A 23530-nucleotide genomic window follows, 5' to 3' on the forward strand; every position below is an offset into this window, starting at 1 on the left:
TGCGTTCACCTCGACCATCAGCACACCGTTCCGCGCGGCGTGTCGAAATAATCGTCGAGGATCGTGATGTTCATGGGAGCGCTCCCGGCACCGCCGTCATCCTGAACCGGGAGCCTGCATGTCTCTGACCGATCGATTTTCGCCGTGCGCGGATCTCGCACGCCCGCTCACTGCCCTGCCGCGCGCCTGTCCGGCGCCGTGCCGGCAACGACCGGACACGATGGCGGCAACGCGTGCCCGAACAGCACGGCCAGCCCGCAAGCGGACGTGAACATGCCGAGGCCGTCATGCCCGACGCCCGGCACTTCGACGACCTGTTGCGCGAGATCGTCAGGATGCCGTTTCTTCAGATAGTCGAAATACGCGAGCCCGCGTGCGAGCCGGTACGGGCCTTGCGCCATGGCCGCGCATGAGCGGTCGATGAAGTGGGTGTAAGGGTTCGTGTCGGCCTGGCCGAGCAGGTACACGACATGACGCGCGACATAGCGTGTTTCGAGATCGCGCACGTCCTGCGACGCGACATAAGGCGGTGCCGACTTCAGCCCGTATTTCCACGCTGTCGCGCGTGGGCAGGTTCCGCTGGCGATCGCCTGGCCGTCCGGCCGTTCGTCGTCGAAATACAGGTAGCTCGACGGGTTCGCGACCACATAGCGCACTGCGATGCCGGCCCGCGCGAGCGCATCGCCTTCGTGCCCGGCCACCGCGTAACGCTGCAGCAACTGCGCGCCGGCGGAGTGGCCGATCACGACGACCGTCGACAACGCGGGATACAGGCTGCGGTCGGCGAAATGCGCGAGCAATGCGTCGAGCGCGGTGAACGAACTGATCGGGGCGGGCTGGCGGGCCGGTTCGCCGCCCTTCCATCCTTCCTGGGTCCAGGCGAGTGTCGGCGCGGGTAGCGAAAACGCACGCGTATCGGCGCGTGTCAGGAATTGCGGCGCGACGACCATCGTGCCCTGGCCCGCCGCACCGGCCTTCTCGACGACCTTGAGCCCCGATGCGTAATAAGCGTCGGCGTTGCGCAGCGTGCCGTGAATCACGATGAACACACGCGTGACGTCGGGTGCCGCCTTGTCGACGGGATGGTCGGCATAGACGGGCAACATCGCGCTGCCCTGCGGCGTGTCGACGGTCAAGCGCTGGTCGGCGACTGCCTTCACCGGTGCTTCGAGACGTTCGCGCTGGGTGGGCGTGGCGGCTTCGACCGGATGCGCGCCGCCCAGGACACCGATGGCTGCCTCGACCGAAATCGCGAACGCCAGGGTTCGGGCGGCCGGCAATACGCGCGAGCGCCGGATGCTTGCAAAGGCAACTGAAATGAGTGACATGGCGACGGATCGAGTGGCGGACATGAATTTAACGGCGATGGTCGCAGAATCCGTCGCGCGCTGCCGGACGGTTCCGGGAAGCGCGTCAGTGGGCCGGTTCTGCGCCGCGTTCGCGCCGCCCGCCCATTCCCGGCATCCGTCACCGGCCCCACCAGCCGCCGGCGAGTCGATCGCGCTGACCTGGAAGCGGATCGTCAGGGTCATCGAAATTCCGACGATCGACGGCCCGGGGCGCGTCAGCCCGACGCTTCGGACGCATCGCGCTGCATCCGTTGCACGATCGCATCCAGTTCGCCGAGATGCGTGACCACCGCCTGCTTGCCCGCGCGTGCCCATCCATCGAACGACGTCATCCCGCTCACCGCGCCGACGAACGCCACGCCGGCACGCTCGGCCGCCTGCGCATCCACCGCGTGGTCACCCACGTAGATCGCCGAACGGGCCGGCACGCCCAGCCGCGCCAGCGCGAGCACGAGCCCTTCGGGATCGGGCTTGTGACGCTGCACGTCCTCCCCGCCGATCAGCACGTCGACGCGCAACTGCAGTTCGTTCAGCGCAAGAATCGCCTCGATCCGGTAGCGGAACTTCGACGACACGATCGCGACCGCGAGACCCTGCTCGCGCAGACGCGCAAGCAGCGACGGGACATCGGGATAGATGCGCGTGCCGTGCACCATGATCTCGTCGGCGCGTGCCACGAAGTGGCGCGCAAACGCGTCGGCCCGCGCCGGCTCGGTTTCGCCCGTCAGCACGCGGAACATTTCGTGCAGCGGCAGCCCGATCACGGCACTGATCTGCGCCGGTGTCGCGCCGGCGGCATCCAGCCGATGCAGCGCGTATTCCGTGCATTCGATGATTGCGGCGGACGAATCCGCCAGCGTCAGATCGAAATCGAAGATGACGGCCTGAACAGGCATGAAAGGACGCTCCGCAAAAAATCGGCTTGCGCGCGACGCGCGAACCGGCATGACGTTGCGCTGCGCATCCGCGTGGCGATCGATCAGCGCTCCTGACCGGATTGCTCGCGATCGGCCGCGTCGAACCCGTCCGGGTCGCGCTTCGCCCATTGTTTTGCCCACCCCAGCAACGGTTGCAGCGCCGCCTCGAGCCGCCGGCCTTCGGCCGTCATGCAGTAGCCGCCCTCGCCATGCTCGACGAGGCCCGATGCCTTGAGCTCGGCCAGTCGCGTATTGAGCAGGCGCGCATTCGTTTCGCAGGCTTCCTGCAGTGCGCGGAATGTGAGCGGCTCGCCACGCAGTTCCCACAGGATGCGCAGCGTAGTACGCCGCCCGAGCAGATCCAGCACGACCATGATGGGTCGTCCCGTCTTCGATCCGCGAACGCGCTGTCCGATTTTTGGTGTGGTCATGCTGTACTTTTTAAAGCAATCGCCAGGCAGAGTCAATCGCTTGAATCGCGCCTCGGTTCCGCTTTACTTTTTAAAGCACGACGCCTACGCTTCCACGCATGCATCGTCTCGGGCACGGGGCTCACATGACTCAGCGTATTGCATCCGCATCACCGCCGTTCGAACCCGACATCGCGGCTTCGATCGACCGGATCATGCAGGGCCGTCCACCGTTGCGACTCTTCACCACGCTCGCGCGCGATCCGCGCCTGTTCACGAAATTCTTTGCCGCCGGCCTGCTGGACAAGGGCCATCTCGACATCCGGCAACGTGAGATCGTCATCGACCGCACTACCGCGCTTTGCGGGTGCGAATACGAATGGGGCGTGCATGTCGCCGTGTTCGCCCGGACGGCGAAGCTGAGCAGCGAGCAAATCCGGTCGTTGGCTTGCGGCTCGGCTGACGACACATGCTGGAACGACGACGACCAGGTGCTGATCCGGATGTGCGATGCGCTGCATCGGCACTGCGATATCGACGATGACCTGTGGCACACGCTGTGCCGGCATTTCAGTGACGAGGCACGGCTCGAGTTGCTGATGCTCGCGGGCTTCTATCGGACGGTCAGTTATCTCGCGAATGCACTGCGCCTGCCGCTTGAAGCGCATGCGACACGGTTTCCGTCTCGTACGTCGGCATGTGAAGTTCATTCCCCTGATTTGCCGGCGGAGGATCGACCGTGATTTCTGGCATGGCGACGAATACAAGGCGATGGTCGAGCGGGTGTATGGCCACCCGCCCGTGATACGCGTGCTCGATACGCTCGCGCATGTCGATGCGATATAGGGCCGGTACACGTTCGTCGGACTGCCCGACTGAGGGCCGGATCGCGCGGTCGCAGTACGACCCGCCCCGCACCCTCGAAAGTCATCACGATCCATCCCCGTTATCGCGTTTCACTATCAACCCCATTGCCAGCAATGCTTTCAAACATATCGTCAAGTTCCGATATAAGATTCGCCCATCGACGATACTTCATTGCCTGACCGAAACGCCCAACCCATCCATGCCGACCGAACTCGACATCGAAGCCATCCTGAAAGCGCTCTCGAACCCCGTGCGCCGGGAAATCCTCCTCTGGCTGAAAACGCCGGGCGAGCATTTCCCGAACCAGACGCTGCCGTACGAACACGGCGTCTGCGCGGGCCAGATCGACGCGCGCTGCGGGCTGTCGCAGTCGACCGTCTCCGCGCACCTCGCGACGCTCCAGCGCGCGGGGCTCGTGACGTCGACACGGATCGGCCAGTGGGCGTTCTTTCAGCGCAACGAGGCCGTCATCGACGCATTTCACGACGCCCTGCGCCGCGAACTCTAGTCAACACGGCCGAACCGGCCATGCGGAACGCTGTCGCCCATGACGCGACGGTTTCCCGCCTTTCGTGAAGAGGTTATTTGCCATGCCCACCCTGTTCGATCCCGTCACCCTCGGCGACCTGACCCTGCCGAACCGCATCGTGATGGCGCCGCTCACCCGCTCCCGTGCGGGCGCGACGCGCGTGCCGAACGCGCTGATGGCCCGCTACTACGCCGAGCGCGCGACGGCCGGCCTGATCATTACCGAGGCAACGTCGGTCACGCCGCAGGGCGTCGGCTACGCGGACACCCCCGGCATCTGGTCCGATGAGCAGGTCGAAGGCTGGAAACAGGTGACGCAGGCCGTGCACGCGGCCGGTGGGCGGATCGTGCTGCAACTGTGGCACGTCGGCCGGATCTCCGACCCGGTGTTCCTGAACGGCGACCTGCCGGTCGCGCCGAGCGCGATCGCCGCGGGCGGCCACGTGAGCCTCGTGCGTCCGCAGCGCCCGTACGTGACGCCGCGCGCACTCGAGCTCGACGAAATCCCGGGCATCGTCGCCGCGTACCGCAAGGGTGCGGAAAACGCGAAGGCCGCCGGCTTCGACGGTGTCGAGATCCACGGCGCGAACGGCTACCTGCTCGACCAGTTCCTGCAGGACAGCACCAACCACCGCACCGATGCATATGGCGGCCCGATCGAGAACCGCGCACGCCTGCTGCTCGAAGTGGTCGATGCGGCAATCGACGTGTGGGGCGCCGGCCGCGTCGGCGTGCACCTTGCCCCGCGCGGCGACGCGCACACGATGGGCGATTCCGATCCGGCGGCAACGTTCGGTTATGTCGCGCGCGAACTCGGCCGTCGCAAGATCGCCTTCATCTTCACGCGTGAGTCGTACTCGGGCGACCACTTGAGCCCGCGCCTGAAGGAGGCATTCGGCGGCCCGCTGATCGCGAACGAGCAGTTCACGCTCGACACCGCGCAGGCTGCGCTCGAGGACGGCAGCGCCGACGCGATCGCATGGGGCAAGCTGTTCATCGCGAACCCCGACCTGCCGCGCCGCCTCGAACTCGGCGCACCGCTCAACAAGCCGGTGCCGGAGACGTTCTACGCGGAAGGCGAAACGGGTTATACCGATTACCCGGCGCTGAGCGACGCGGCCTGACGGTTCAGCAGCGCGTGTTCAGCGGCGCACGTCCGCCCGCATGAACACGCGCTGCGTCTCGTCGAGGCCGAGCGCGACGTGGTGCGCGCGGATCGCGCGCAGCGTGTCGTCGAGCGCGGCGTCGTCGACGATGCTGAAACCCAGGCGCGCGTAGTACGGCGCATTCCACGGCGCGTCGCGAAACGTCGACAGCACGACCTCCGCGATCCCTTCCTGCGCCGCGCGTGCCATCACCTGTTCGATCAGGCGCGCGCCGATCCGCTGTCCGGCATGCGACGGCGCGACATCCAGCTCTTCCAGATAAAGCCGCTGCGCATCGAGCAGCCGGTAGAACGCAAACCCGACGCACGTGCCCTCCGGATCGACCGCGACATACGCGCGACCGTCGTCGATGCGCACGCGCACGGCAGCCGCATCGGTCGGCTCGGCGTCGGCGATGTGGGTCATGCCGATTGCGCGGAACCGCTGCGCGGCGGCGACTTCGACGGCGGCCATCGCGGCCGCGTCTTCCCGCGTGGCGGGACGGATCAGGATCGATGCAGTCATCACGGCGATTCAGGCAGTCTGGAACGGCCGTCACTATAATCGAAACCTCATACGTTTCGAACGCCCCCCACCCACGAGGTTCGCCATGACGTTGTCCGCGCTCGCCGTCTTCGCTGTCACCCTGCTCGTCACCGCCGGCACGCCCGGGCCGAGCGTCGCCGCGCTGGTCGCGCGCGTGCTGACGAACGGCGTGCGTGACGTGCTGCCGTTCCTCGCGGCCATGTGGGTCGGCGAAGCGCTGTGGCTCACGCTCGCGGTCGCGGGGCTGTCCGCGTTCGCGCGCACGTTCGAAACGGGCCTGATCGTGCTGAAGCTGCTCGGCGTCGCGTACCTGCTGTTCCTCGCGTGGAAGATGTGGACCGCGCCGACCGCGACCGACGCCGACGACCTGCCGCGCGGCCAGTCGCCATGGCGCATGTTCGTCGCAGGCATGCTCGTTACGCTCGGCAACCCGAAGATCATGGTGTTCTATCTCGCGCTGCTGCCGACGCTCGTCGATCTCACGCACGTGGGTGTGACCGCATGGGCCGAGCTGGTCGGCACGATGCTCGCGGTGCTGATCCTCGCCGACTGCTTCTGGTCGCTGCTTGCGTCACGCGCACGGGCGTTCCTGACATCGGCACGCGCGAAGCGGTTCGCCAACCGCACGAGCGCGACCGCGATGGCCGGTGCCGCGGTGGCGATCGCGACGCGGTAAGCGCCTCTGTCCGACGCAGGTCGCGCCGCGTCCAATCCGTTGCCCCGGGAATCGACATGAAGACCTGGCTATCGGCTGCCCTGCTCTGCCTGTCCGCCACGGTCGCGCATGCGGCCGGCGTCAAGTTCGTCACTATCCCGGCCGACACGGCCGGCCCCGAATTGCGCGCCGTCATCTGGACGCCCTGCGCAACCCCCGCGCAGCCGCTCACGATCGGCCCGTTCGTGCTGAAAGGGCAACGCAACTGCCCGACCGTCGGCGACAAGCTGCCGCTCGTCGTCATTTCGCACGGCCACGCTGGCACCTACTTCGGGCATCACGACCTCGCCGAAACGCTCGCCGACGCGGGTTACGTCGTCGCGGCAATCAACCATCCCGGCGACACGCACACCGACATGAGCCGCGCGGCCGACCTGCGGGAGCTGGTCGAGCGACCGGACGACATCAAGCGCCTGGTCGACTACATGCTGGCCGACGGGCCCGACGCCGGGCATATCGACGCTGCCCGGATCGGCTTCTTCGGCTTTTCGCGCGGCGGCTACACGGGCCTCGTGCTGGCCGGCGCCAATCCGGATTTCGTCCACGCGCACGTGGCCTGTCCGGACCCGACCTGGCTGATCTGCAAGCAGATCCGCGACCACGACCTGCCGCGCCGGCCGCTGACGCACGACCCGCGGATCAAGGCCTACGTGATCGCCGACCCGATGAACGAATTCCCGAGCGCCGATACGCTGAAGGACGTGCACGCGCCGATCCAGCTCTGGGGATCCGAAGCCGGCGGCGACGGCGTGGAGCCGGAAACGGTCCCCGCGCTGGCCGACATGCTGCCGAAACGGCCGGAATTCCACGTCGTACCGAATTCCGCACATTTCGCGTTTCTCGCGCCGTGCCCCGAACAACTGGCGCACGTCTCGCCCGAAGTCTGTACCGATGCGAAGGGATTCGATCGCGCGGCCTTCCACGAAACGCTCGATGCAAAGGCGCTCGCGTTCTTCAGCGCCAATCTCCACTAACAGCGAAACGTCTTGCGCCAGATACCCGGCGCCGGCACATGGTCGTTGCACGCGATCAGCGCGCGTACCAGCGCCCAGTCGTCGTCATCGCAGAAGTCGAGCAGCATCGCGCCATACGGGCCGGGCTGCTCGCGCAGCCGTTCGGCCAGCCGTGCATGAATGCCCCGCACGTTGCCGTCGCCGTGTGCGACCACCGACGGATTCGCGCCCATTCCCGTCCCGCTGCAGAAGTTGATCGCCCAGCGGCCGCTGTCCGGCGACGGCAAATCCGTCAGCAGCGCGTCGATCGCACGCCACTTCCAGCCGATCGACGCGGCAACCGGCACGCGGTATTCGTCCTGGATCACGAATGCGCCGTCGGGGTGGTCGATCGTGAACGTCGCATTGTCGGGCCACGCAGTCAGGTCAATGCCGAGCGGCCGGCTACTGCGAAAGCGGCGCAGCAGCACGATCGCGCCGCGCACGTCGCCGAGCGCGGGCAGCGTGCCGCCGGCATGCCAGCGCAGCCGCGGATGCCGCGCGCGATGCGCGTCGAACGTCGCATCGAAACCGCGCGTGCACGCGTGCGCCGGCCATTCGTCCTTCATCGACATCACGATGCATTCGCGCGGATGCGCGTCGAGAAAACGCGCACAGGTGGCCAGCACGTCGTCGAACGTCATGCCGAGCGCGATGCCGCCGTGATGGATGTCGAACGCATCGCGCACGTGCCGGCAGCGGATGTCGAGCAGCCGCACGCCATGCGCGAGCTGGGCATCGAGCGGCGCATGCTGGGTGCGCACGAGCCGATCGTCGACGGTATACGCACAGGTGTCATGGCTGCCCGGTAGGGTCAGCGTATGCAGCAGCCGCGCATCGTCGAGCGCCGACATCCAGTCGGCGGGCGGCATGCACGTATCGTGGCTCGAAGGGATCATGAATCGATGAATGACAAGGAAAGAAAGCCGTGGGTCACGGCATCGGATGTCGCGGCGCGCGCCGGCGTGTCGCGCTCCGCGGTGTCGCGTGCATTCTCGCCGACGGCGAGCATCGCGCCGCAGACGCGTGAGCGCGTGATGGTCGCCGCGCGCGCGCTCGGCTACCAGGTCAACCTGATCGCCCGCGACATGATCACGCAGCGCAGCAGCATGATCGGCGTCGTGACGGCCGGGTTCGAGAATCCGTTTCGCGCACGGCTGCTGTCGGACCTGATGGCCGCGCTCGGGCAGCGCGCGCTCACGCCGCTCGTGACCAATGCGGAAGATCCGCGCCAGGTCCGGCAATCGCTCGAACAGTTGCTCAGCTACCGGATCGCGGGCCTCGTGATGACGTCCGCGTCGCCGCCGCTGTCGGTCGCGCAGCAGTATCTCGAACACCGGATTCCGGTCGTGATGATCAACCGCGAGGCGAACCTGCCGGGCGCGGACATCGTCGTCAGCGACAACGCGGCGGGCGCCGTCCACGCAGCGCAGCGGCTCGTGCGGGCCGGCGCGCGCCGGCTCGCGTTCGTCGGGCCGCGCGGCGCGAGCTACAGCGCGCAGTCGCGCGCTGCCGCGTTCGAGCAGGCGATCGGGCGCGGCGACGCGTTCGACGCGACACTCGCGCACGTGCTCGACACGCCGTCCGACACGCATGCAAGCGGCGTCGACGCCGCGCGGCAACTGTTCGCGAACGGCAAGCGGCCCGACGGCGTGTTCTGCTCGTCCGACCTGCTCGCGCTCGGCGTGATCGACGTCGCGCGCAGCGAGTTCGGGTTGCGCGTGCCGGACGACGTTCGCGTGATCGGCTTCGACGACATCCCGGCCGCCGATTACGATGCGTACCGGCTCACGACGCTGCGGCAGGACACGCGCGGCCTCGCGCAGGCGGCGGTCGACCTGCTCGCCGACCGGATGCAGGCGTTCGACGGCCCGTCGCGCACGCGCATCGCGCCGGTCACGCAGGTGGTGCGGGCCAGCTGCGCATAACCACGGAGAATCGGGCGCGGCGACGCCGCGCGTCACTTCAGCCCGCCCGCGAACCCGCGCAACAGGTAGCGCTGCACATAGCCGGCCACGGCCAGCGTGGGCAGCGACGCCATCAGCCCCGCGCTCATCAGGTCGCCCCAGTCGATGCCGTTCTCCGTCACGTAGCCGGCAATCGCGAGCGGCAGCGTGAAGCGGCTCGGCGTCGACACGAACAGCAGCGCGATCAGGAATTCGTTCCACGCGGCGATGAACACGAAGATCGCGGTCGCGATCAGCCCCGGCGCGCACAGCGGCAGCACGATCTGGACGAGGCGTCGCGCGAGACCCGCGCCGTCGATGCAGGCGGCTTCCTCGTATTCGATCGGCACGTCGCGCACGAACGCGAGCAGCATCCAGATCGCCATCGGCAACGCGTAGATCTGGTACGCGAGCATCAGGCCGAGCGTCGAGTCGAGCAGGTGCAGCCGCTTCGCGAGCGCGAACAGCGGCACCGCGATCGTGATCGGCGGCATCAGCTTCAACGCGAGCACGAGCACCAGGAACAGCAGGTCGAGCCGCGCCGGAAACCGCAGCCGCACGAGCGCATACGCGGCCGGAAACGCGAGCGCCAGCGCGAGCAGCGTCGTGCCGAAACCGACCAGCAGCGAATTGAACAGCGGCGCGCCGATGCCGTTGGACCAGACCGACGCGAAATGCTCGACGGTCGGCGCGGCCGGCCAGATCCGCAACGGGTGATCGAGGCGTTCGAGCGTCGGCATGAAGGCCGCGCCAGCCATCCACAGGCACGGCAGCAGCAACAGCGCGAGCGCGGCGATGCGCAACGCCCACGGCATCGCGCGACCCAAAGCGGCGCCCGTTCGTGCGCCCGTGATGTGGGCGGGTTGCGCCGTCATGTGCGCCGCTTGCGAACCGTCTGCCATACGTACCCCGAAACCAGCAGCGCGGACGCCGCGAGCATCAGCACCGACGCGGCGCTCGCCGGCCCGACGTTGAAGAAGCGGAAGCCCGTGTCGTAGATATAGGTCGACAGCGTCTGCGTCGCGTTGCCGGGGCCGCCGCCCGTCAGCGCATAGACCTTGTCGAACAGCTTGAACGTGTCGATCGAGCGCAGCAGCAGCGCGAGGCCGATCTGCGGCGCCGCGAGCGGCAGCGTGATGTCGCGCAGGCACTGCCACTCGCTCGCGCCGTCGGTGCGCGCGGCTTCGTACAGCTCCTGCGGGATCGACTGCAGCCCGGCGAGCACGATCAGGAACGCCATCGGCGTCCACTGCCACACGTCGACGAGCGCGAGCGACCACAGCGCGAGATGCGGATCGGACAGCCAGCGCACGCCTTCGACGCCGAACGCCGCGAGTAGCGCGTTCAGGAAGCCGTCGAAGTTGAGCCAGTTGCGCCAGATCGCCGAGCACACGAGCGTGGACAGCATCATCGGCAGGATCGCGAGCGGCAGCGCGATGCGCCGCCCCGGAAACGCACGCACGAACAGCAGCGCGAGGCCAAAGCCCAGCGCGACTTCGGCGAGCGACGCGACGATCGTGAAGCGCAGCGTGTTGCCGAAGCCGGCCGTGAACGCGTCGTCGCCGAGCACCGCGCGATAGTTCGCGAGCCCGACGAACGCGCGGCGGCCGGCCGAGTAGTCGACCCGGCAGAACGAATCGATCAGCACCTGCGCGACCGGATACAGCGCGAGCGCGGCGAGCACCAGCAGCGCGGGCCCGAGCAGCGCGACGAACGGCAGGCTGCGGCCGAAGGCTTTCATGCGCTGTGTTCCGGCGAGGGTTCGAGGCGCGTGGTCACTTGCCGGCCGCGGCCGTCGCCTGCGCGATCTTCTGCTGCGCCTGGCGCAACGCGGCGTCGGGGGCGGCCTGCCCGGTCAGCGCGAGCTGCAGCTGGTCGCCGAGAATGCTCTCGACCTGCTGCCAGTCGTTCACGCGCGGCCGCGCACGGCCGGCTTCGAGCGCCTTCAGCTGATCCGGGTACCAGCGGTACTGGCGCACCAGCGCCGGATCGTTGAACACGCTGCGGCGGGTCGGCGGAATGCCGATGCCGGCGAGGCGCGTTTGCGTATCGCGGGCGGTCAGGTACGCGAGGAAATCCTGCGCGAGCTTCGCGTGCGGCGCGTCCTTCGGGATGCCCATCTGCCAGATGCCGAGCATCGGCGCCGGGCCGGCGGTCTGCCCGGGCGGCGGCTGCAGCGCGATCTGCCCGACCACGCGCGACTGCTTCGGATCGTCGAGCGCCGGCACCCACGCCGGCCATACCTCGATCGACTGCGCGGCGGTGCCGCGCTGCAGCGCATCGCGCACTTCCGCCGCGCCGTACACGTCGACGTCCTTCGGCGCGGATGCCTTCAGCGCGAGGAAGGTCTTCAGCGCGGCCTGTGCCTCACGCGAATCGATCGTCACGTTGCCGGCACGGTCGAACACGTCGCCGCCATAGGCCCACAGGATCGGCAGGAAGCCCGTCACGACCGGGTTGCCCTTCGTGCCGCGGAACACGACGCCCGACACGCTCTTGTCCGCGCCGCCGACGGTCTGCGCGATCTTCAGCACGTCGTCCCAGTTGCGCGGCGGCTGCAGCTTGTACTTCGCGAGCAGGTCCTTGCGGTACGCGAACATCTCGACGTTGCCGACGATCGGCAGCGCGTACAGCGCACCGGCCGCGTTGCGGCCGAGCGCGACGGTGGACGGCACGAGATCGGCGTCAGCAAGCGACGCGGGCAGCGGCTTGAGCCAGCCGTTGCCGATGAATTCGGGCGCCCACGTGTCGTCCATCATCACGAGGTCGTACGCGCCGGTGCCTTCGCGCATCGACAGCTTGAGCTTCTGGTACAGGTTCGCGTTCGGCAGCTTGAGCAGCTCGATCTCGGTGCCCGGGTGCAGCTTGTTGAAGCCGGCGACGGCGTCGGCCAGCCCCTTGCCGTAGATATCGTCGCGGCCTGCGATGACGAGATCCGCGGCAACGGCATGCGTGGCGGCGAAGGACAGCGCAAGGGCGGCGGACAGCGCGCGCAGGCGGCTCAGCAAGGTCATGAGGTCTCTCTCGTTCGGCGTGGTGGCGGGACGGCCGGGCGTTGCACACGTGTGCAACGCGGGGGATGCTTCCGGCCGCCTGTAGCGAACGCCATTGTTCACGCCGATCGTTAAGAATTTATGGCACGCGGCGATCGCCGGTGCGCGGCGCCTGCCGAGCGCTTGCCACGGCGAATCGGGCGGCAACCCGGCCGCCCGCCACCCGCCTGCTGCTCGCCGCCCGTTGCTCGTCGCCGGCCGCCCGCGTTTCGCGCGCCGTGTCCCATGCCCTGCGCTCAAAAATTCACACGAATGCCCGCCATCACCGCCAGTTGCCGGCTCGAATTGCTGTTCGCGAGCACCGGGATCTGCGCGTAGTTCACCGCGTTGCCGTCCGCGTCGGTGCCGAGCCCCTTCCCGCTCGCGATCTGGCCGATCGCGACCGCATACAGCGCCGTGCGCTTCGACAGGCTGTAGTTCGTGCCGACGTTCACCTGGTGGAACCGCGTCGTGCCGCGCCCGTCGGTATGCGCGGCGTTGAAGATGTACGCAACACCGCCCTGCAGCGCGGGCGTGAACATGTACGTGGCGTTCACCTCGCCGATATCGAACGTGAACGCCTGCGTGCGCGGCTGGGCGGTGGTCGAGAAATAGCGGCTGTCGCCGAGGCGCGTATGCGTATAGGTGAGCGCGATCGTCGCGTCGCCGAACGTGACCGACCCGCCCGCGCCGAACGCGCGCATCGAGCCCGCATCCTGCAGCAGGCAATACATCGCGCCCGGGTTGCTGCACGCGAAATCGCCGATATAACCGCTCGCGCCGCCGAGCGCCGCGTCGAGCGGCTGGTGCAGGTCGAGGTAGCCGACCGAGAATGCAACCGGCGCGCGCGTGTACGTCGCGGCCACCGCATAGCCGCGCTTCGCGGAGAAATCGCCGGCCTGCCCGCCGAAGCTGAACGTGCCGCCGAACGTGAAGCCGTTGAAATCGGCGCTGGTGAACTTCACCGCGTTGTTGAAGTTGAATGCGGCATTCAGGTTGTCGACGTCGCCGAGGTGCGAGCCGTACGGCGTCGCCCAGTTGTTGCTCGATACGTACGCACCGAGCATGTCGGTGTACGAGTCGTACTGGCGGCCGAGGCCGAGCGTGCCGATCCCGTCCTGGCGCAGCCCGACCCACGCCTGCCGGCTGAAGGCCGTGCCACCCTGCAGCGCCTGCCCGTTCGCCGAAAGAAACTGCTGCTCGAGCGTGAACACCGCATTGAGCCCGCCGCCGAGCGGCTCGGCGCCCTGGAAGCCGAACCGCGACGGCACGAGGTTGCCGCCGCCCATCTGCCACGCATGGCCGCCGCCCGTGCTGCCGTCGGCGCGCGTGAACTGCTGGTTCGTCGAGTAGATGATGCCGGTGTCCACGGTGCCGTACAGCGTCACGCTGCCCGAGGTCTGCGCGTGTGCGTGCATGCAACCCAGCGTCGCCGCAGCCGCGGCCAGTCGTCGTCCGATCTTCATGTCCCGCCCCTCTGTTGTCATCGATTCGCAGTGCAGATCGATGGGGTAATCGATATGGGTGACAGGACTCTATCCAGCGAAAATTCAGGACCTCTATCGCAAATCGGCAAACAGTCGCACGCGTTGCCCGCGACCGTGCCCAGCGGCGCCGTTGCGGCGTGCGTGCGTCATTCGGGGCGCGTCGTCTGCGACGGCAGCTCGCCGAACAGGTCGCGATACTCGCGCGCGAAATAGCCGAGGTGCGTGAACCCCCAGCTCGCGGCGGCCTCGCCGACGCCGAGCTGCTGCACGGGCGTCGTGCGCAGCAGGCGGCGCACCGCGTTCAGCCGGATCGTGCGCAGATAGCCGACCGGCGTGACGTCGGCCACGCGTTGAAAACTCGTTTGCAGCGTGCGGCGGCTGCAGCGCAGCGCGCGACACAGTTCAAGCACGGTGACGGGTTCCTCGGGCCGGTCGCGCAGATGCTTCTCGCAACGGCTCACGATGTCGCTGTAGGTGGCGTGCGTGATGTCGCGGCGCTCGACGCCGATGCCCTGTTCGAGCGCATCGAGGAACATGCCGAGCATCGCGTCGCGGAACATCTTGCGGGTGGCCGCGTATTCGAGGTGGCCCGGGTTGCGCTGCGCGTCGTCGATCAGCGACGACAGCCGCACGCCGAGCGCGACACCCTGCTCATCGGACAGCCGTGTCACGTGGCGCAGCTTGCGCGCGCCGGATGCGCCGAATTCGGCTTCGCAGAGCTCGTCGACCATGTCGGACGCCGCGCTGATCCCGACGAGCCCCATCCCTTCCGGCGTGTGGAATTCGAAATCCTCGCCGGCGCGCAGCGCGAGCAGCGCATAGCCGTCGACGGGCTGGCCCTGAAACGTGCCCGCGAGCGGCACGGACAGCGGCACCGCGAGCGACGTGCGCCCGGCCGGCGCGAGCCCGGTCTGCGCGACTCGCCGGTTGGTCGTTTCGCGGAAGAAGTGGAAATCGTCGTACAGCACCTGCGTGACGGTGCCCTTGAAGCGGCCCGGCGTCATCTGGCGGTAGACCTGATGCCAGCCCGCGATCGCGAGCCCGTGATCGTGCACGTCTTCGTGTGAGCGTGACTGGAACAGCATCGGCATCTCCGGTAAAACCCCTAAACGCGGCCGCCGGTTCCCCGGCGCGCAACGCCACAGCTTACCCGTGCAAAATCCTGCGTAGTGCGGTTTCGAACGCGAGGCAGGCCGCCGACAGCGCGGCGGCCTGCTCGCCCGTCAGGCGGACGTAGCGGCGGAACGACGGCATCCGGTTCACGACCTCGCTGCCGCCGAACGGCACGATCGCGAGCGTCCAGCGCCCGTCGCGCGCGTCGATCGTACAGTCGGTCAGGTGCAGCGGCCGCAGCGCGTCAGCCAGCGACGGCTCGTCGACCAGCGCAGCCAGCGTGTCGGCGAATCCGGGGTCGCATCCTGGCACGATCACCGCGTCGATACCCGTGCAGCGCAGCCAACCGGTCTGGCGCACGCGCGCGCTGCCTTGCACGGCCGGGCCGGTTGCGGTTACCGCCACCTTCACGCTGACCGTATGCATCAGGAACTGGCGGTCGCCCCGCTCGTCGATGCTCACGCGCACGCCGTTCGGTAGCCGGGCCGTCAGGCTGCCGGCGCCATCGGCATCGCGCTCGGCGCGCAGGTCGGCCAGCACGCGCGCGGCGATCGCGCCGGGCCGATGGCCGGGCGGCGGCGCATCGGACACCGCGCGCCAGCGGGCGAGCGCGAGCTTCACGATGCGACGTGCTCGTTGCGCAGCACTTCCTCGACCGGCACCGGCTTGAACGGATGCCGGCGCTGCACGACGAGCGTCCAGAACAGCGCGTACAGCGCGGTGAGCCCGAGCATCGCGCCGAACGGCACGTAGATGTCGCGCGCGTTCATGCCCGGCGGCGTGATGTACCAGATCGCCAGGATGATGCCGACGCTCGACACGATCTGCGGCAGCGGGAACAGCGGCGAACGGTACGGGCGCGGCAGGTCCGGGCGGCGAATCCGCAACATCACGACCGACGCGGTGACGAGCAGGTACGCGGTGCCCCACGCGCAGGTCGCGGCGAGCACGAGGTGCAGGATGCTGTCGAGATTGCCGTTGATCAGCCACGCGTGGAAGATAGGTACGATCGCCGCCGCCACGATACCGACCACCGGCGTCTTGAAGCGCGGATGCAGGTACGCGAAGCAGCGCGGCAGTGCGCCGTCGATCGCCATCCCGTACAGGATGCGCGGCAACCCGGCCATCAGCGTGTTGATCGTTGCGGCGCCGGCGCACAGGAACGCGATGCCGAACCACACGCGGCCGAACGGCCCGAGCACCTGCAGCGCGAACGCGGGAATCGCACCCGGCGTGTCGAGCAGGTGCGTGAGGCCGTCGGCGCTCACCGGCACGTTCGCGACCTGGCGGCGGATCGCCGCGCCGTACAGGAACATGCAGATCGCGACGCCGACGAGGCCCAGCGCCATCGCGCGCGGAATCGTCTTGCCCGGCGCCTTCATTTCCGGCGCGAGCGGCGTGACGAACTCGCAGCCGACGAACATGAACATCGCCATCCCGACCAGCGACAGCACGGCCGGCACCGACGTGCCGACTTCCGAGCCGCCGAACCAGCCGTCGAGATGCACGGCGGGCGCGGCCGCGAGCCCGAGGATCCCGAAGATCATCAGCGACAGCCACATGCCGGCCGTCAGCACGATCTCGAGCTTGCTGAACACCTTGATGCCGATGATGTTGGTGATCGCGAACGTCACCACGAGGCCGACGCCGACGAGCCACGAGCTGTTGTGCTTCTCGAACGCGGCATTCAGCGATTCGAAATTGACGAGCGCCATGATGCCGCTCAGGATCGTTTCCGCCGTCCCGGCGAACACGTGCACGAGGAAATACGCGGAGATCGTGCCGGTGATCGCCCAGAAGCGGCCGAGCCCGCACGACAGGTAATCGTAAACCGAACCGGCCGTCGGCAGCATCGCGGCGGCTTCCGAGAAGGTGGTCGCCTGCGCCTGCATCATCACGAACGCGATGATCATCGCGACCGCGAACGCCCAGCCGCCCATCCCGAAGCCCGACGTCGCGGTGAGAATCACCGGGCTTGCCATGATGAGGCCGACGGCGCTCGCCAGCGCGGTCGGAAAGCCGACCGCACCCGCCTTCAGCGCCGTGCCGCCTCCCGCTTCAGCCGGCGTGCCGGCGGACGTGTCGCCCGCTGCGCCGGTAACTCCAGACCATCCCGACATCCCTGTCTCCTTCCTGTGTCGACCCGGACTGCCGCTTCGTCGGCGACCCGGGTTCCATGGCTATGCGGTCGGCCCGGGCGGCGCTTCAGCGCTTCGATTCCCGGGCCCCTTGTCGATCACACCTTGATCCGATGTCGAGAAAATACGCAGGCAAAATAATCCGGTCATAGCGCAAATCGGCAAACCGGCGGCGGCCACGCTGCCCGCCGCCGCCGCCGTGCCGTCACGCGGTCACGCCGTCACGCGAACGGCACGGCCTCGAAGCCCGCCGCGAGCGCGTCGACGATCCGGTCGAGCTGCTCGCGCTGGATCACGAGCGGCGGCGACAGGATGATCTTCGTGCCGACCGGGCGCACCAGCACGCCGTTCTCGCGCGCGACTTCCGCGACCGCGTTCGCATAGCCCGAGAGCGGGTCGATCGGCTCGCGCGTGTCCTTGTTCGCGACGAGGTCGAGCGCGAGCATCAGCCCCTTGCCGCGCACCTCGCCGACCGCCGCGAAGCGTTCCGCGAACGGCTTCAACGCCTCGAGCAGATACGCGCCCTGCTTCGCCGCGTTTGCAGGCAGGTCCTCCTTCACGACGATGTCGAGGCTTGCGATCGCCGCCGCGCACGCGACCGGATGGCCCGCATACGTGTAGCCGTGCATGATCGCGCCGCCGAAATCGGCGTTCGCGGCGAACGCGTCCTCGATCCGTGCGTTCACGACCGTCGCGCCGAGCGGCACGTAGCCCGACGAGATGCCCTTCGCGAGACACATGATGTCCGGGCGCACGCCCCAGCCGCGGCTGCCGAACATGCTGCCGCTGCGGCCGAAGCCCGTCACGACTTCGTCGGCGATCAGCAGGACGCCGTAACGATCGCACACCTCGCGCACCAGCGGCCAGTAGTTGGCCGGCGGCACGATCACGCCGCCCGCCCCCTGGATCGGCTCCGCGATGAACGCGGCCACCGTGTCGGGGCTCTGGAACTGGATCTCGCGTTCCAGCATCTCCGCGCAGATCCGGCCGAGTGCTTCGGGATCCTGCGTGAACGGGTTGCGGTACAGCCACGGCGTCTCGACGTGGAAGCAGCCCGGCAGGTTCGGCTCGTAGTTGCGGCGGAACACCGTGTTGCCGTTCACCGACGCACCGCCGAAGTGCGTGCCGTGATAACCCTGCTTCAGCGAGATGAACTTCGTGCGGTCGGCCTGGCCGCGCACCTTCCAGTACTGGCGCGCGATCTTCAGCGCGGTCTCGATCGAGTCGGAGCCGCCCGAGCTGTACAGCACGCGGCGCATGCCCTCCGGTTCGAGCATGTCGATCACCTTCTTCGACAGCTCCTCCGCGCGCGGATGCGAAATGCCGTCGAACAGCTGGAAGTATTCGAGCTCGTCGAGCTGGCGCACGATCGCGTCCTTCACTTCCTGGCGGTTGTGGCCGACGTTCACGTTCCACAGGCCCGCGACGCCGTCGACGAGCTTGCGGCCCTGTTCGTCGAACACGTAGCAGCCGTCGCCGCGCACGATGCGGATCGGCTTGCGCTGCTTCATCTCGTTCGGGTGCAGCATCGGGTGCCAGAATTTCGCTTCGTTGTAGCTCATTGCAGTCTCCACTGTCGGATCGGTTGAGGTTGAGGCCGCGCGTCAGTGCGCGATGCAGACGGATTTGGTTTCGGTGAAGCCTTCGATCGCGTACTGGCCGAATTCGCGGCCGATGCCCGATTGCTTGTAGCCGCCGAACGGCATCGACGGGTCGAGCGGGATATGGCAGTTCACCCACACGGTGCCGGCCTCGATCTGCGGCACGAGGTTCATCACGCGCGTCAGGTCGTTGCTCCAGAGGCTCGCGGCGAGGCCGTACGGCGACGCGTTCGCGAGGCGCACCGCGTCGGCCGCGTCGTCGAACGGCACGACGACGATCACCGGGCCGAACACTTCGTCGCGCACGATCGCGCTGTCCGGATGCGGATCGGCGATCACGGCCGGCTTCACGTAGTAGCCGGGCAGGTCGTCGGCCGGCGTGCCGCCCGCGAGGAACGTGAGGCCCGCGCGGCGCGCGCCCTCGATGTGCTGGACGACCTTGTCGCGATGGTGCGCGGAGACCAGCGGGTTGATCTGCGCGGTCGTGTCGAGGCCCGCGCCGAGCTTCATCGACTGCGCGACGCCCGCGAGGCCATCCGCGAGCTGCCTGAACTTGCTGCGGTGCACATAGATGCGCGATGCGGCCGCGCACACTTGCCCCTGGTTGAAGAACGCGCCGGCGGCGACGCCGTCGAGCGCCTGCGCGACGTCGATGTCGTCGAGCATCACGATCGGGTTCTTGCCGCCGAGCTCGAGCGAGAAGCGCGTCATGTTCTGCACGGCCGCCGTGCCGACCAGCTTGCCGGTCGCGGTCGAGCCCGTGAACGAGATCTTCGCGATCGACGGGTGGCTCGCGAGCGCGGCGCCGCACACGCGGCCGCCGGTGACGACGTTGAACACGCCGGGCGGCACGCCGGCCTCGCGTGCGAGCTCGGCCAGGCGCAGCGCGGTGAGCGGCGTTTCCGGCGACGGCTTCAGCACGATCGTGCAGCCGGCCGCGAGCGCGGGAATCAGCTTCCACACCGCGATCATCAACGGAAAATTCCACGGCACGATCGCCGCGACCACGCCGACCGGCTCCTTGCGCGTATAGGCCGTATAGCGCGCGCCGGGCGGGAACGGGATCGACACGTCGAGCGTCTGGCCGGTGATCTTGGTCGCCCAGCCGGCCATGTAGCGCACGTATTCGACGCTCGCGCCGACCTCGATCGCGCGCGACACGTGGATCGACTTGCCCTGGTTCAGCGTTTCGAGTTGCGCGAGCGTTTCGGCGTCGGCTTCGATCAGGTCGGCGAGTTTCAGCAGGATGCGTTCGCGGTCGGCCGGGCGCAGGCCGCTCCATACGCGGGTGTCGAATGCATGCTTCGCGCTGGCGACCGCGCGATCGACGTCGTGTGCGTCGGCGTCCGCGACCGTCGCAAGCCGCTCGCCCGTCGCGGGGTCGTACACGTCGAGCCGCGCGGCCGCGTGCGCGGGCTGCATTTCACCGTCGATGAAGAGGCCGAAGTCGCGCGCAACGAAGGTGCGCACGGTGTCGCTGACGGCGACGAAATTCGTGGTGCTCATGGGCGTCTCGAGGATTGTCGTGGCTGGACCGCGTGCGCACGGGCACGCGGGCGTCGTTCCACTGTATCGACGAGGGTTCGCGCCCGGTGAGCGCAAATTGGCAGCGCGTGGGCGCTGGGGAGGAGGCGGGTTTGAACCGTGCGGGATGGCTGGCGATCGCGAAAGGTTCGAAGTCCGGGTCGCAATTATCCGATGAATTACAGGAACAACGCCCCCACCAGTTCCGTGCGGTTCGACACGCCGAGCTTGCGGTACATCCGCATCAGGTGCGTCTTGACGGTCGGCTGGCCGAGCGCGAGATCGCGGGCGATCTCCTTGTTCGAGCGGCCGTCGCGCACGAGGCGCGCGATCTGCTCCTCGCGGTAGGTCAGCCGCTCCTCGCAGCCGATCCGGTGAATTCCGCGCCGCGCGCGCAGCAGCGGGCTCAGCGCGGCTTCCGCCACCGGCTGCAGCCGCGCGAGCGCTTCGATCTCGCCGGGCGCGAACCGCCCCGCCGTGCTGTTGCCGGCCACGCCGCCGCGCGTGTCGCCCGCCTCGAAGCGCAGCAGCGAGAACGCACCGACCGTGCGGCCCGCATCGCGCAGCCACATCTCGACGACGTCGGCCACGTCGTGCCGCCGCAGGAAACGGGTCCAGTACGCGGACGCGTCGCGCCTTTCGTCAGGCAATTGGGAAGCAAGCGTGACGACCGCGCGCTCGCCGGCCGCGCAGCGCGACGGATGCAGCGGATCGAGCATCCGGTAGCGCGCGACATAGGTGCGATGCATCGATTCCGGCATCCCGAACAGCTCGAAATCGGCCGGTTCGCCGCTCTGGTCGAGCCGGTAGAACACGATCGCGGACGGGCTCGCGAACGCGTCGAACGCGTCCACGCACGCGCGCAGCGCGCGTGGCCAGTCGGCGGCGGCCGGGTCGGCGGGAACGGATGAGGTCGGCATGGTGGAATCGGCGGGCGGGTGAACGTCACGAAGAGCGAAGTTCAGGCCAGCCTACCGGCGCCGAAAAGCGCCGGTGAGCACAAATCGGCAAATCGTCCCGGCCCGGCCGGTACGGCAGCTTCTCACCCCTCCGGCCGGAACGATGCAGGCGCGCGGCCGGGCACGCGCTCGATTCAGCGTGCGTTCGCGGCGAACGTGTCGCAGGCGCTCAGCTCGCCCGACTCCATCCCGCGTCGCAGCCAGTACACGCGCTGGTCGCTGGTGCCGTGCGTGAAGCTCTCCGGCACGACATAGCCCTGCCCTTGCTGCTGCAGCCGGTCGTCGCCGATCGCGGCGGCCGCCTTCAGCCCCTGCTCGAAATCGCCGGGTTCCATCAGCCGCTGGTTCGCGCGCTGCGCGTTGTTCGCCCACACGCCGGCGAAGCAGTCGGCCTGCAGCTCCATCCGCACCGACAGCGCGTTCGAGTGCGCCTGGCTCGCCCGCCGGCGCGCGGCGTCGACCTTGTCGGAAATACCGAGCAGGTTCTGCACGTGATGGCCGACCTCGTGCGCGATCACGTAAGCCTGCGCGAAATCGCCGCCCGCGCCGAAACGCTTGCGCAGTTCGTCGTAGAAACCGAGATCGATGTACACCTTGCGGTCGCCCGGGCAGTAGAACGGCCCCATCGCGGTCTGGCCGGTGCCGCATGCGGTCGGCGTCGAGTTCGTGAACATCACGAGCGTCGGCGGCTGGTACTGCGCGTGCAGCTGGGTGTTGAACACACCCGTCCACGTGCGCTCGATATTGCCGAGCACCTTGCGCGTGAACACGACGTTCGGTTCGTTCGCCGCCGCGCCCTGCCGCTGCGCGGGCGCGGGCTGCGCCTGTTGCTGGCGGCCCTGCAGCGCCGACGCGCCTTCGAGTATCACGCGCGGGTCGATCCCGAAGAAATACGACGCGGCGAACGCAACCACGATCGTGCCGATGCCGATCGTCGCGCCACGCCCGCCGCCGAACCCACCGGCGCCGCGGCGATCCTCGACGTTCGTGCTTTCCCTTTCGTCGTCCAGCCTCATAGCCGGCCCCCCCTGTTCTTGTCGATGATCCGGCACGCGAGCGCGCAACCGGGCGATAGGTTGTCGTGACACGATCCCCGGCCGATGCAACGCCCGCGCACGGGGTGTGCGCTCCTGCCGGGATCGCCGGCCTGCCGCTCCGCTCGCACGACGGAATCGGCCGGCCGATGCGCCGCGCGTCGATGCGCGGCCCGCCCGCGCTATTCTGCCGGGCTTTCGTGACTTATCGCAAAAATGTGGAGGATAGAGCGATTCGGCGCCGGACATCGTCAGCCTTTGCAAAATGGCCCGCTACCGCGCCGGTCGCCCGAATGCCGCCCGCGTTCATCCTTTCGGCTGATACCGGCGCTCGCCGGCGCCGCCTAAAGTGACCGGAAACGACACCTTTCCGGAGCACGACATGACCCACCCGCCACCCCGCACGATCGCGATCACCGGCGCGGGCACCGGTATCGGCGCCGCTTGCGCACGCCGCTTCGCCCGCCGGGGCGACCGCGTCGTGCTGATCGGGCGGCGCCAGGCGCCGCTCGACGCGCTGGCCGCCGAAACGGGCGGCCTCGCACTGGCCGGCGACGCCGCGAGCACCACCGACTGGGCCCGCTTCCTGCCGCGGATCGCCGAACGCTTCGGCCGCGTCGATGCGCTCGTCGCGTGCGCGGGCGGCCACGGTCTCGGCCGCGCGGACGAAACCGACGACGCGCAGTGGCGCGACGCGATGCACGCGAACCTCGACACCGCGTTCGTCAGCGCGCGCGCGTGCCTGCCCGATCTGATCGCGCAGCGCGGCAGCATCGTGCTGGTCGCGTCGATCGCCGCGCTCGCGGCCGGGCCCGGCGTGTGCGGCTACACGGTCGGCAAGCACGCGCTGCTCGGGCTCGCCCGGTCGCTCGCACGTGACTACGGGCCGCACGGCGTGCGGGCGAATGCGGTGTGCCCTGGCTGGGTCCGCACGCCGATGGCCGACGCGGAGATGGAACCGCTGATGTCGGCGCACGGCGACACGCTCGACGGCGCGTATGCACGCGTCAGCGCCGACGTGCCGCTGCGGCGCGCGGCCGATCCGGACGAGATCGCGGCCGTGTGCGCGTTCCTCGCATCGCCGGACGCGTCGTTCGTGACCGGCGCGACGCTCGTTGCCGACGGCGGCGCGATGGTGGTGGACGTGCCGACGCTCGCGTTCGACAAGCTTTGATGCGCGTGGGTGTGCCGCTCGCGTGACGTACGCGTCGCGGGCGGCGTTTCGTG

23 protein-coding genes are annotated in these 23530 nt (G+C 68.5%); 7 read left to right on the top strand and 16 right to left on the bottom strand.

The annotated features are described in order from the left end of the window. Positions 1-167: 167 nt before the first annotated feature. The 3 genes from CFB39_RS27535 to CFB39_RS27545 all read right to left on the bottom strand — a co-directional run bounded on the left by CFB39_RS27535 (position 168) and on the right by CFB39_RS27545 (position 2640). Complete coding sequence (locus CFB39_RS27535) at positions 168-1328, bottom strand: alpha/beta fold hydrolase (protein ID WP_089475200.1); 1161 nt, start codon at positions 1326-1328, stop codon at positions 168-170. Positions 1329-1564: 236 nt separating this feature from the next. Beyond that, positions 1565-2245 carry an HAD family hydrolase gene (locus tag CFB39_RS27540; protein ID WP_089475201.1) on the bottom strand — a complete coding sequence of 227 codons (681 nt, stop codon included), beginning with the start codon at positions 2243-2245 and terminating at the stop codon, positions 1565-1567. Between the two features lie 83 nt (positions 2246-2328). Beyond that, the gene (locus CFB39_RS27545) at positions 2329-2640 is read right to left on the bottom strand and encodes a winged helix-turn-helix transcriptional regulator (RefSeq protein WP_231937848.1); all 312 of its coding nucleotides are present in this window, start codon (positions 2638-2640) and stop codon (positions 2329-2331) included. A 182-nt stretch (positions 2641-2822) separates the two neighbouring features. Here CFB39_RS27545 and CFB39_RS27550 point away from each other — a divergent pair, with 182 nt between their 5' ends. The 3 genes from CFB39_RS27550 to CFB39_RS27560 all read left to right on the top strand — a co-directional run bounded on the left by CFB39_RS27550 (position 2823) and on the right by CFB39_RS27560 (position 5195). Beyond that, positions 2823-3419, top strand: a complete 597-nt coding sequence (locus CFB39_RS27550; protein ID WP_089475202.1) for a carboxymuconolactone decarboxylase family protein — start codon at positions 2823-2825, stop codon at positions 3417-3419. 323 nt (positions 3420-3742) lie between these two features. Next, complete coding sequence (locus CFB39_RS27555; protein ID WP_089427115.1) at positions 3743-4051, top strand: helix-turn-helix transcriptional regulator; 309 nt, start codon at positions 3743-3745, stop codon at positions 4049-4051. 82 nt (positions 4052-4133) lie between these two features. Continuing rightward, positions 4134-5195: an alkene reductase gene (locus CFB39_RS27560; protein WP_089427114.1), complete on the top strand. Its 1062-nt coding sequence runs from the start codon at positions 4134-4136 to the stop codon at positions 5193-5195. An 18-nt stretch (positions 5196-5213) separates the two neighbouring features. Here the strand turns inward: CFB39_RS27560 and CFB39_RS27565 are convergent, their stop codons facing one another. Next, entirely contained in the window at positions 5214-5741 is a 528-nt protein-coding gene (locus tag CFB39_RS27565; protein WP_089475203.1) for a GNAT family N-acetyltransferase, read from the bottom strand. A gap of 85 nt (positions 5742-5826) precedes the next feature. On the opposite strand from CFB39_RS27565, the gene CFB39_RS27570 reads away from it, so the two are divergent. Beyond that, on the top strand, positions 5827-6438 hold the full coding sequence (locus tag CFB39_RS27570; protein WP_089475204.1) for a LysE family translocator: 612 nt from the start codon (positions 5827-5829) through the stop codon (positions 6436-6438). A gap of 56 nt (positions 6439-6494) precedes the next feature. Next, positions 6495-7451, top strand: coding sequence for a serine aminopeptidase domain-containing protein (locus CFB39_RS27575; protein ID WP_089475205.1), 957 nt, complete (start codon positions 6495-6497; stop codon positions 7449-7451). Here the strand turns inward: CFB39_RS27575 and CFB39_RS27580 are convergent. Beyond that, positions 7448-8368, bottom strand: coding sequence for a phosphatidylinositol-specific phospholipase C (locus CFB39_RS27580; protein ID WP_179257737.1), 921 nt, complete (start codon positions 8366-8368; stop codon positions 7448-7450). The genes CFB39_RS27575 and CFB39_RS27580 overlap by 4 nt on opposite strands. Positions 8369-8374: 6 nt before the next feature. Here CFB39_RS27580 and CFB39_RS27585 point away from each other — a divergent pair, with 6 nt between their 5' ends. Beyond that, positions 8375-9397 (top strand): LacI family DNA-binding transcriptional regulator, encoded by a 1023-nt coding sequence (locus CFB39_RS27585; RefSeq protein ID WP_089475207.1) that lies wholly within the window; start codon positions 8375-8377, stop codon positions 9395-9397. A 32-nt stretch (positions 9398-9429) separates the two neighbouring features. Here the strand turns inward: CFB39_RS27585 and CFB39_RS27590 are convergent, their stop codons facing one another. The 11 genes from CFB39_RS27590 to CFB39_RS27640 all read right to left on the bottom strand — a co-directional run bounded on the left by CFB39_RS27590 (position 9430) and on the right by CFB39_RS27640 (position 22285). Beyond that, positions 9430-10317: a carbohydrate ABC transporter permease gene (locus CFB39_RS27590; protein ID WP_373452743.1), complete on the bottom strand. Its 888-nt coding sequence runs from the start codon at positions 10315-10317 to the stop codon at positions 9430-9432. Continuing rightward, entirely contained in the window at positions 10287-11156 is an 870-nt protein-coding gene (locus tag CFB39_RS27595) for a carbohydrate ABC transporter permease (protein ID WP_089475209.1), read from the bottom strand. The genes CFB39_RS27590 and CFB39_RS27595 overlap by 31 nt, the downstream gene beginning before the upstream one ends. 34 nt (positions 11157-11190) lie before the next feature. Next, positions 11191-12429, bottom strand: coding sequence for an ABC transporter substrate-binding protein (locus CFB39_RS27600; RefSeq protein ID WP_046548265.1), 1239 nt, complete (start codon positions 12427-12429; stop codon positions 11191-11193). Between the two features lie 275 nt (positions 12430-12704). Then, a complete protein-coding gene (locus CFB39_RS27605) occupies positions 12705-13913 on the bottom strand; it encodes a porin (protein WP_089475210.1) in 1209 nt (402 codons plus the stop codon). A 167-nt stretch (positions 13914-14080) separates the two neighbouring features. Continuing rightward, on the bottom strand, positions 14081-15019 hold the full coding sequence (locus CFB39_RS27610) for a helix-turn-helix domain-containing protein (protein ID WP_039344159.1): 939 nt from the start codon (positions 15017-15019) through the stop codon (positions 14081-14083). A 61-nt stretch (positions 15020-15080) separates the two neighbouring features. Then, positions 15081-15668, bottom strand: a complete 588-nt coding sequence (locus CFB39_RS27615) for a DUF3156 family protein (protein ID WP_089475211.1) — start codon at positions 15666-15668, stop codon at positions 15081-15083. Then, positions 15665-17167: an APC family permease gene (locus tag CFB39_RS27620; protein WP_089475212.1), complete on the bottom strand. Its 1503-nt coding sequence runs from the start codon at positions 17165-17167 to the stop codon at positions 15665-15667. Before CFB39_RS27620 ends, CFB39_RS27615 begins: the two co-directional genes overlap by 4 nt. Before the next feature lie 239 nt (positions 17168-17406). After that, the gene (locus CFB39_RS27625) at positions 17407-18747 is read right to left on the bottom strand and encodes an aspartate aminotransferase family protein (protein ID WP_089427101.1); all 1341 of its coding nucleotides are present in this window, start codon (positions 18745-18747) and stop codon (positions 17407-17409) included. Positions 18748-18789: 42 nt separating this feature from the next. Next, positions 18790-20292: an aldehyde dehydrogenase family protein gene (locus tag CFB39_RS27630; RefSeq protein ID WP_089475213.1), complete on the bottom strand. Its 1503-nt coding sequence runs from the start codon at positions 20290-20292 to the stop codon at positions 18790-18792. 197 nt (positions 20293-20489) lie between these two features. Beyond that, positions 20490-21230: a LuxR C-terminal-related transcriptional regulator gene (locus tag CFB39_RS27635; RefSeq protein WP_089475214.1), complete on the bottom strand. Its 741-nt coding sequence runs from the start codon at positions 21228-21230 to the stop codon at positions 20490-20492. Between the two features lie 173 nt (positions 21231-21403). Next, the gene (locus CFB39_RS27640) at positions 21404-22285 is read right to left on the bottom strand and encodes a neutral zinc metallopeptidase (protein WP_089475215.1); all 882 of its coding nucleotides are present in this window, start codon (positions 22283-22285) and stop codon (positions 21404-21406) included. Between the two features lie 400 nt (positions 22286-22685). Between CFB39_RS27640 and CFB39_RS27645 the strand changes: the two genes are divergently transcribed. Next, complete coding sequence (locus CFB39_RS27645) at positions 22686-23477, top strand: SDR family NAD(P)-dependent oxidoreductase (RefSeq protein WP_089475216.1); 792 nt, start codon at positions 22686-22688, stop codon at positions 23475-23477. Positions 23478-23530: the final 53 nt, after the last annotated feature.

This window comes from Burkholderia sp. AU6039 (assembly GCF_002223365.1).
Classification (GTDB): domain Bacteria; phylum Pseudomonadota; class Gammaproteobacteria; order Burkholderiales; family Burkholderiaceae; genus Burkholderia.

Bases quoted from the DNA above. Each gene is read 5' to 3' on its own strand.
- CFB39_RS27630 (WP_089475213.1), bottom strand. From the start codon at position 20,292: ATGAGCACCACGAATTTCGTCGCCGTCAGCGACACCGTGCGCACCTTC.
- CFB39_RS27540 (WP_089475201.1), bottom strand. From the start codon at position 2,245: ATGCCTGTTCAGGCCGTCATCTTCGATTTCGATCTGACGCTGGCGGAT.
- CFB39_RS27640 (WP_089475215.1), bottom strand. From the start codon at position 22,285: ATGAGGCTGGACGACGAAAGGGAAAGCACGAACGTCGAGGATCGCCGC.
- CFB39_RS27550 (WP_089475202.1), top strand. From the start codon at position 2,823: ATGACTCAGCGTATTGCATCCGCATCACCGCCGTTCGAACCCGACATC.
- CFB39_RS27605 (WP_089475210.1), bottom strand. From the start codon at position 13,913: ATGAAGATCGGACGACGACTGGCCGCGGCTGCGGCGACGCTGGGTTGC.
- CFB39_RS27590 (WP_373452743.1), bottom strand. From the start codon at position 10,317: ATGGCAGACGGTTCGCAAGCGGCGCACATGACGGCGCAACCCGCCCAC.
- CFB39_RS27645 (WP_089475216.1), top strand. From the start codon at position 22,686: ATGACCCACCCGCCACCCCGCACGATCGCGATCACCGGCGCGGGCACC.
- CFB39_RS27600 (WP_046548265.1), bottom strand. From the start codon at position 12,429: ATGACCTTGCTGAGCCGCCTGCGCGCGCTGTCCGCCGCCCTTGCGCTG.
- CFB39_RS27575 (WP_089475205.1), top strand. From the start codon at position 6,495: ATGAAGACCTGGCTATCGGCTGCCCTGCTCTGCCTGTCCGCCACGGTC.
- CFB39_RS27620 (WP_089475212.1), bottom strand. From the start codon at position 17,167: ATGTCGGGATGGTCTGGAGTTACCGGCGCAGCGGGCGACACGTCCGCC.
- CFB39_RS27535 (WP_089475200.1), bottom strand. From the start codon at position 1,328: ATGTCACTCATTTCAGTTGCCTTTGCAAGCATCCGGCGCTCGCGCGTA.
- CFB39_RS27565 (WP_089475203.1), bottom strand. From the start codon at position 5,741: ATGACTGCATCGATCCTGATCCGTCCCGCCACGCGGGAAGACGCGGCC.
- CFB39_RS27580 (WP_179257737.1), bottom strand. From the start codon at position 8,368: ATGATCCCTTCGAGCCACGATACGTGCATGCCGCCCGCCGACTGGATG.
- CFB39_RS27635 (WP_089475214.1), bottom strand. From the start codon at position 21,230: ATGCCGACCTCATCCGTTCCCGCCGACCCGGCCGCCGCCGACTGGCCA.
- CFB39_RS27585 (WP_089475207.1), top strand. From the start codon at position 8,375: ATGAATGACAAGGAAAGAAAGCCGTGGGTCACGGCATCGGATGTCGCG.
- CFB39_RS27570 (WP_089475204.1), top strand. From the start codon at position 5,827: ATGACGTTGTCCGCGCTCGCCGTCTTCGCTGTCACCCTGCTCGTCACC.
- CFB39_RS27595 (WP_089475209.1), bottom strand. From the start codon at position 11,156: ATGAAAGCCTTCGGCCGCAGCCTGCCGTTCGTCGCGCTGCTCGGGCCC.
- CFB39_RS27625 (WP_089427101.1), bottom strand. From the start codon at position 18,747: ATGAGCTACAACGAAGCGAAATTCTGGCACCCGATGCTGCACCCGAAC.
- CFB39_RS27610 (WP_039344159.1), bottom strand. From the start codon at position 15,019: ATGCTGTTCCAGTCACGCTCACACGAAGACGTGCACGATCACGGGCTC.
- CFB39_RS27560 (WP_089427114.1), top strand. From the start codon at position 4,134: ATGCCCACCCTGTTCGATCCCGTCACCCTCGGCGACCTGACCCTGCCG.
- CFB39_RS27545 (WP_231937848.1), bottom strand. From the start codon at position 2,640: ATGGTCGTGCTGGATCTGCTCGGGCGGCGTACTACGCTGCGCATCCTG.
- CFB39_RS27555 (WP_089427115.1), top strand. From the start codon at position 3,743: ATGCCGACCGAACTCGACATCGAAGCCATCCTGAAAGCGCTCTCGAAC.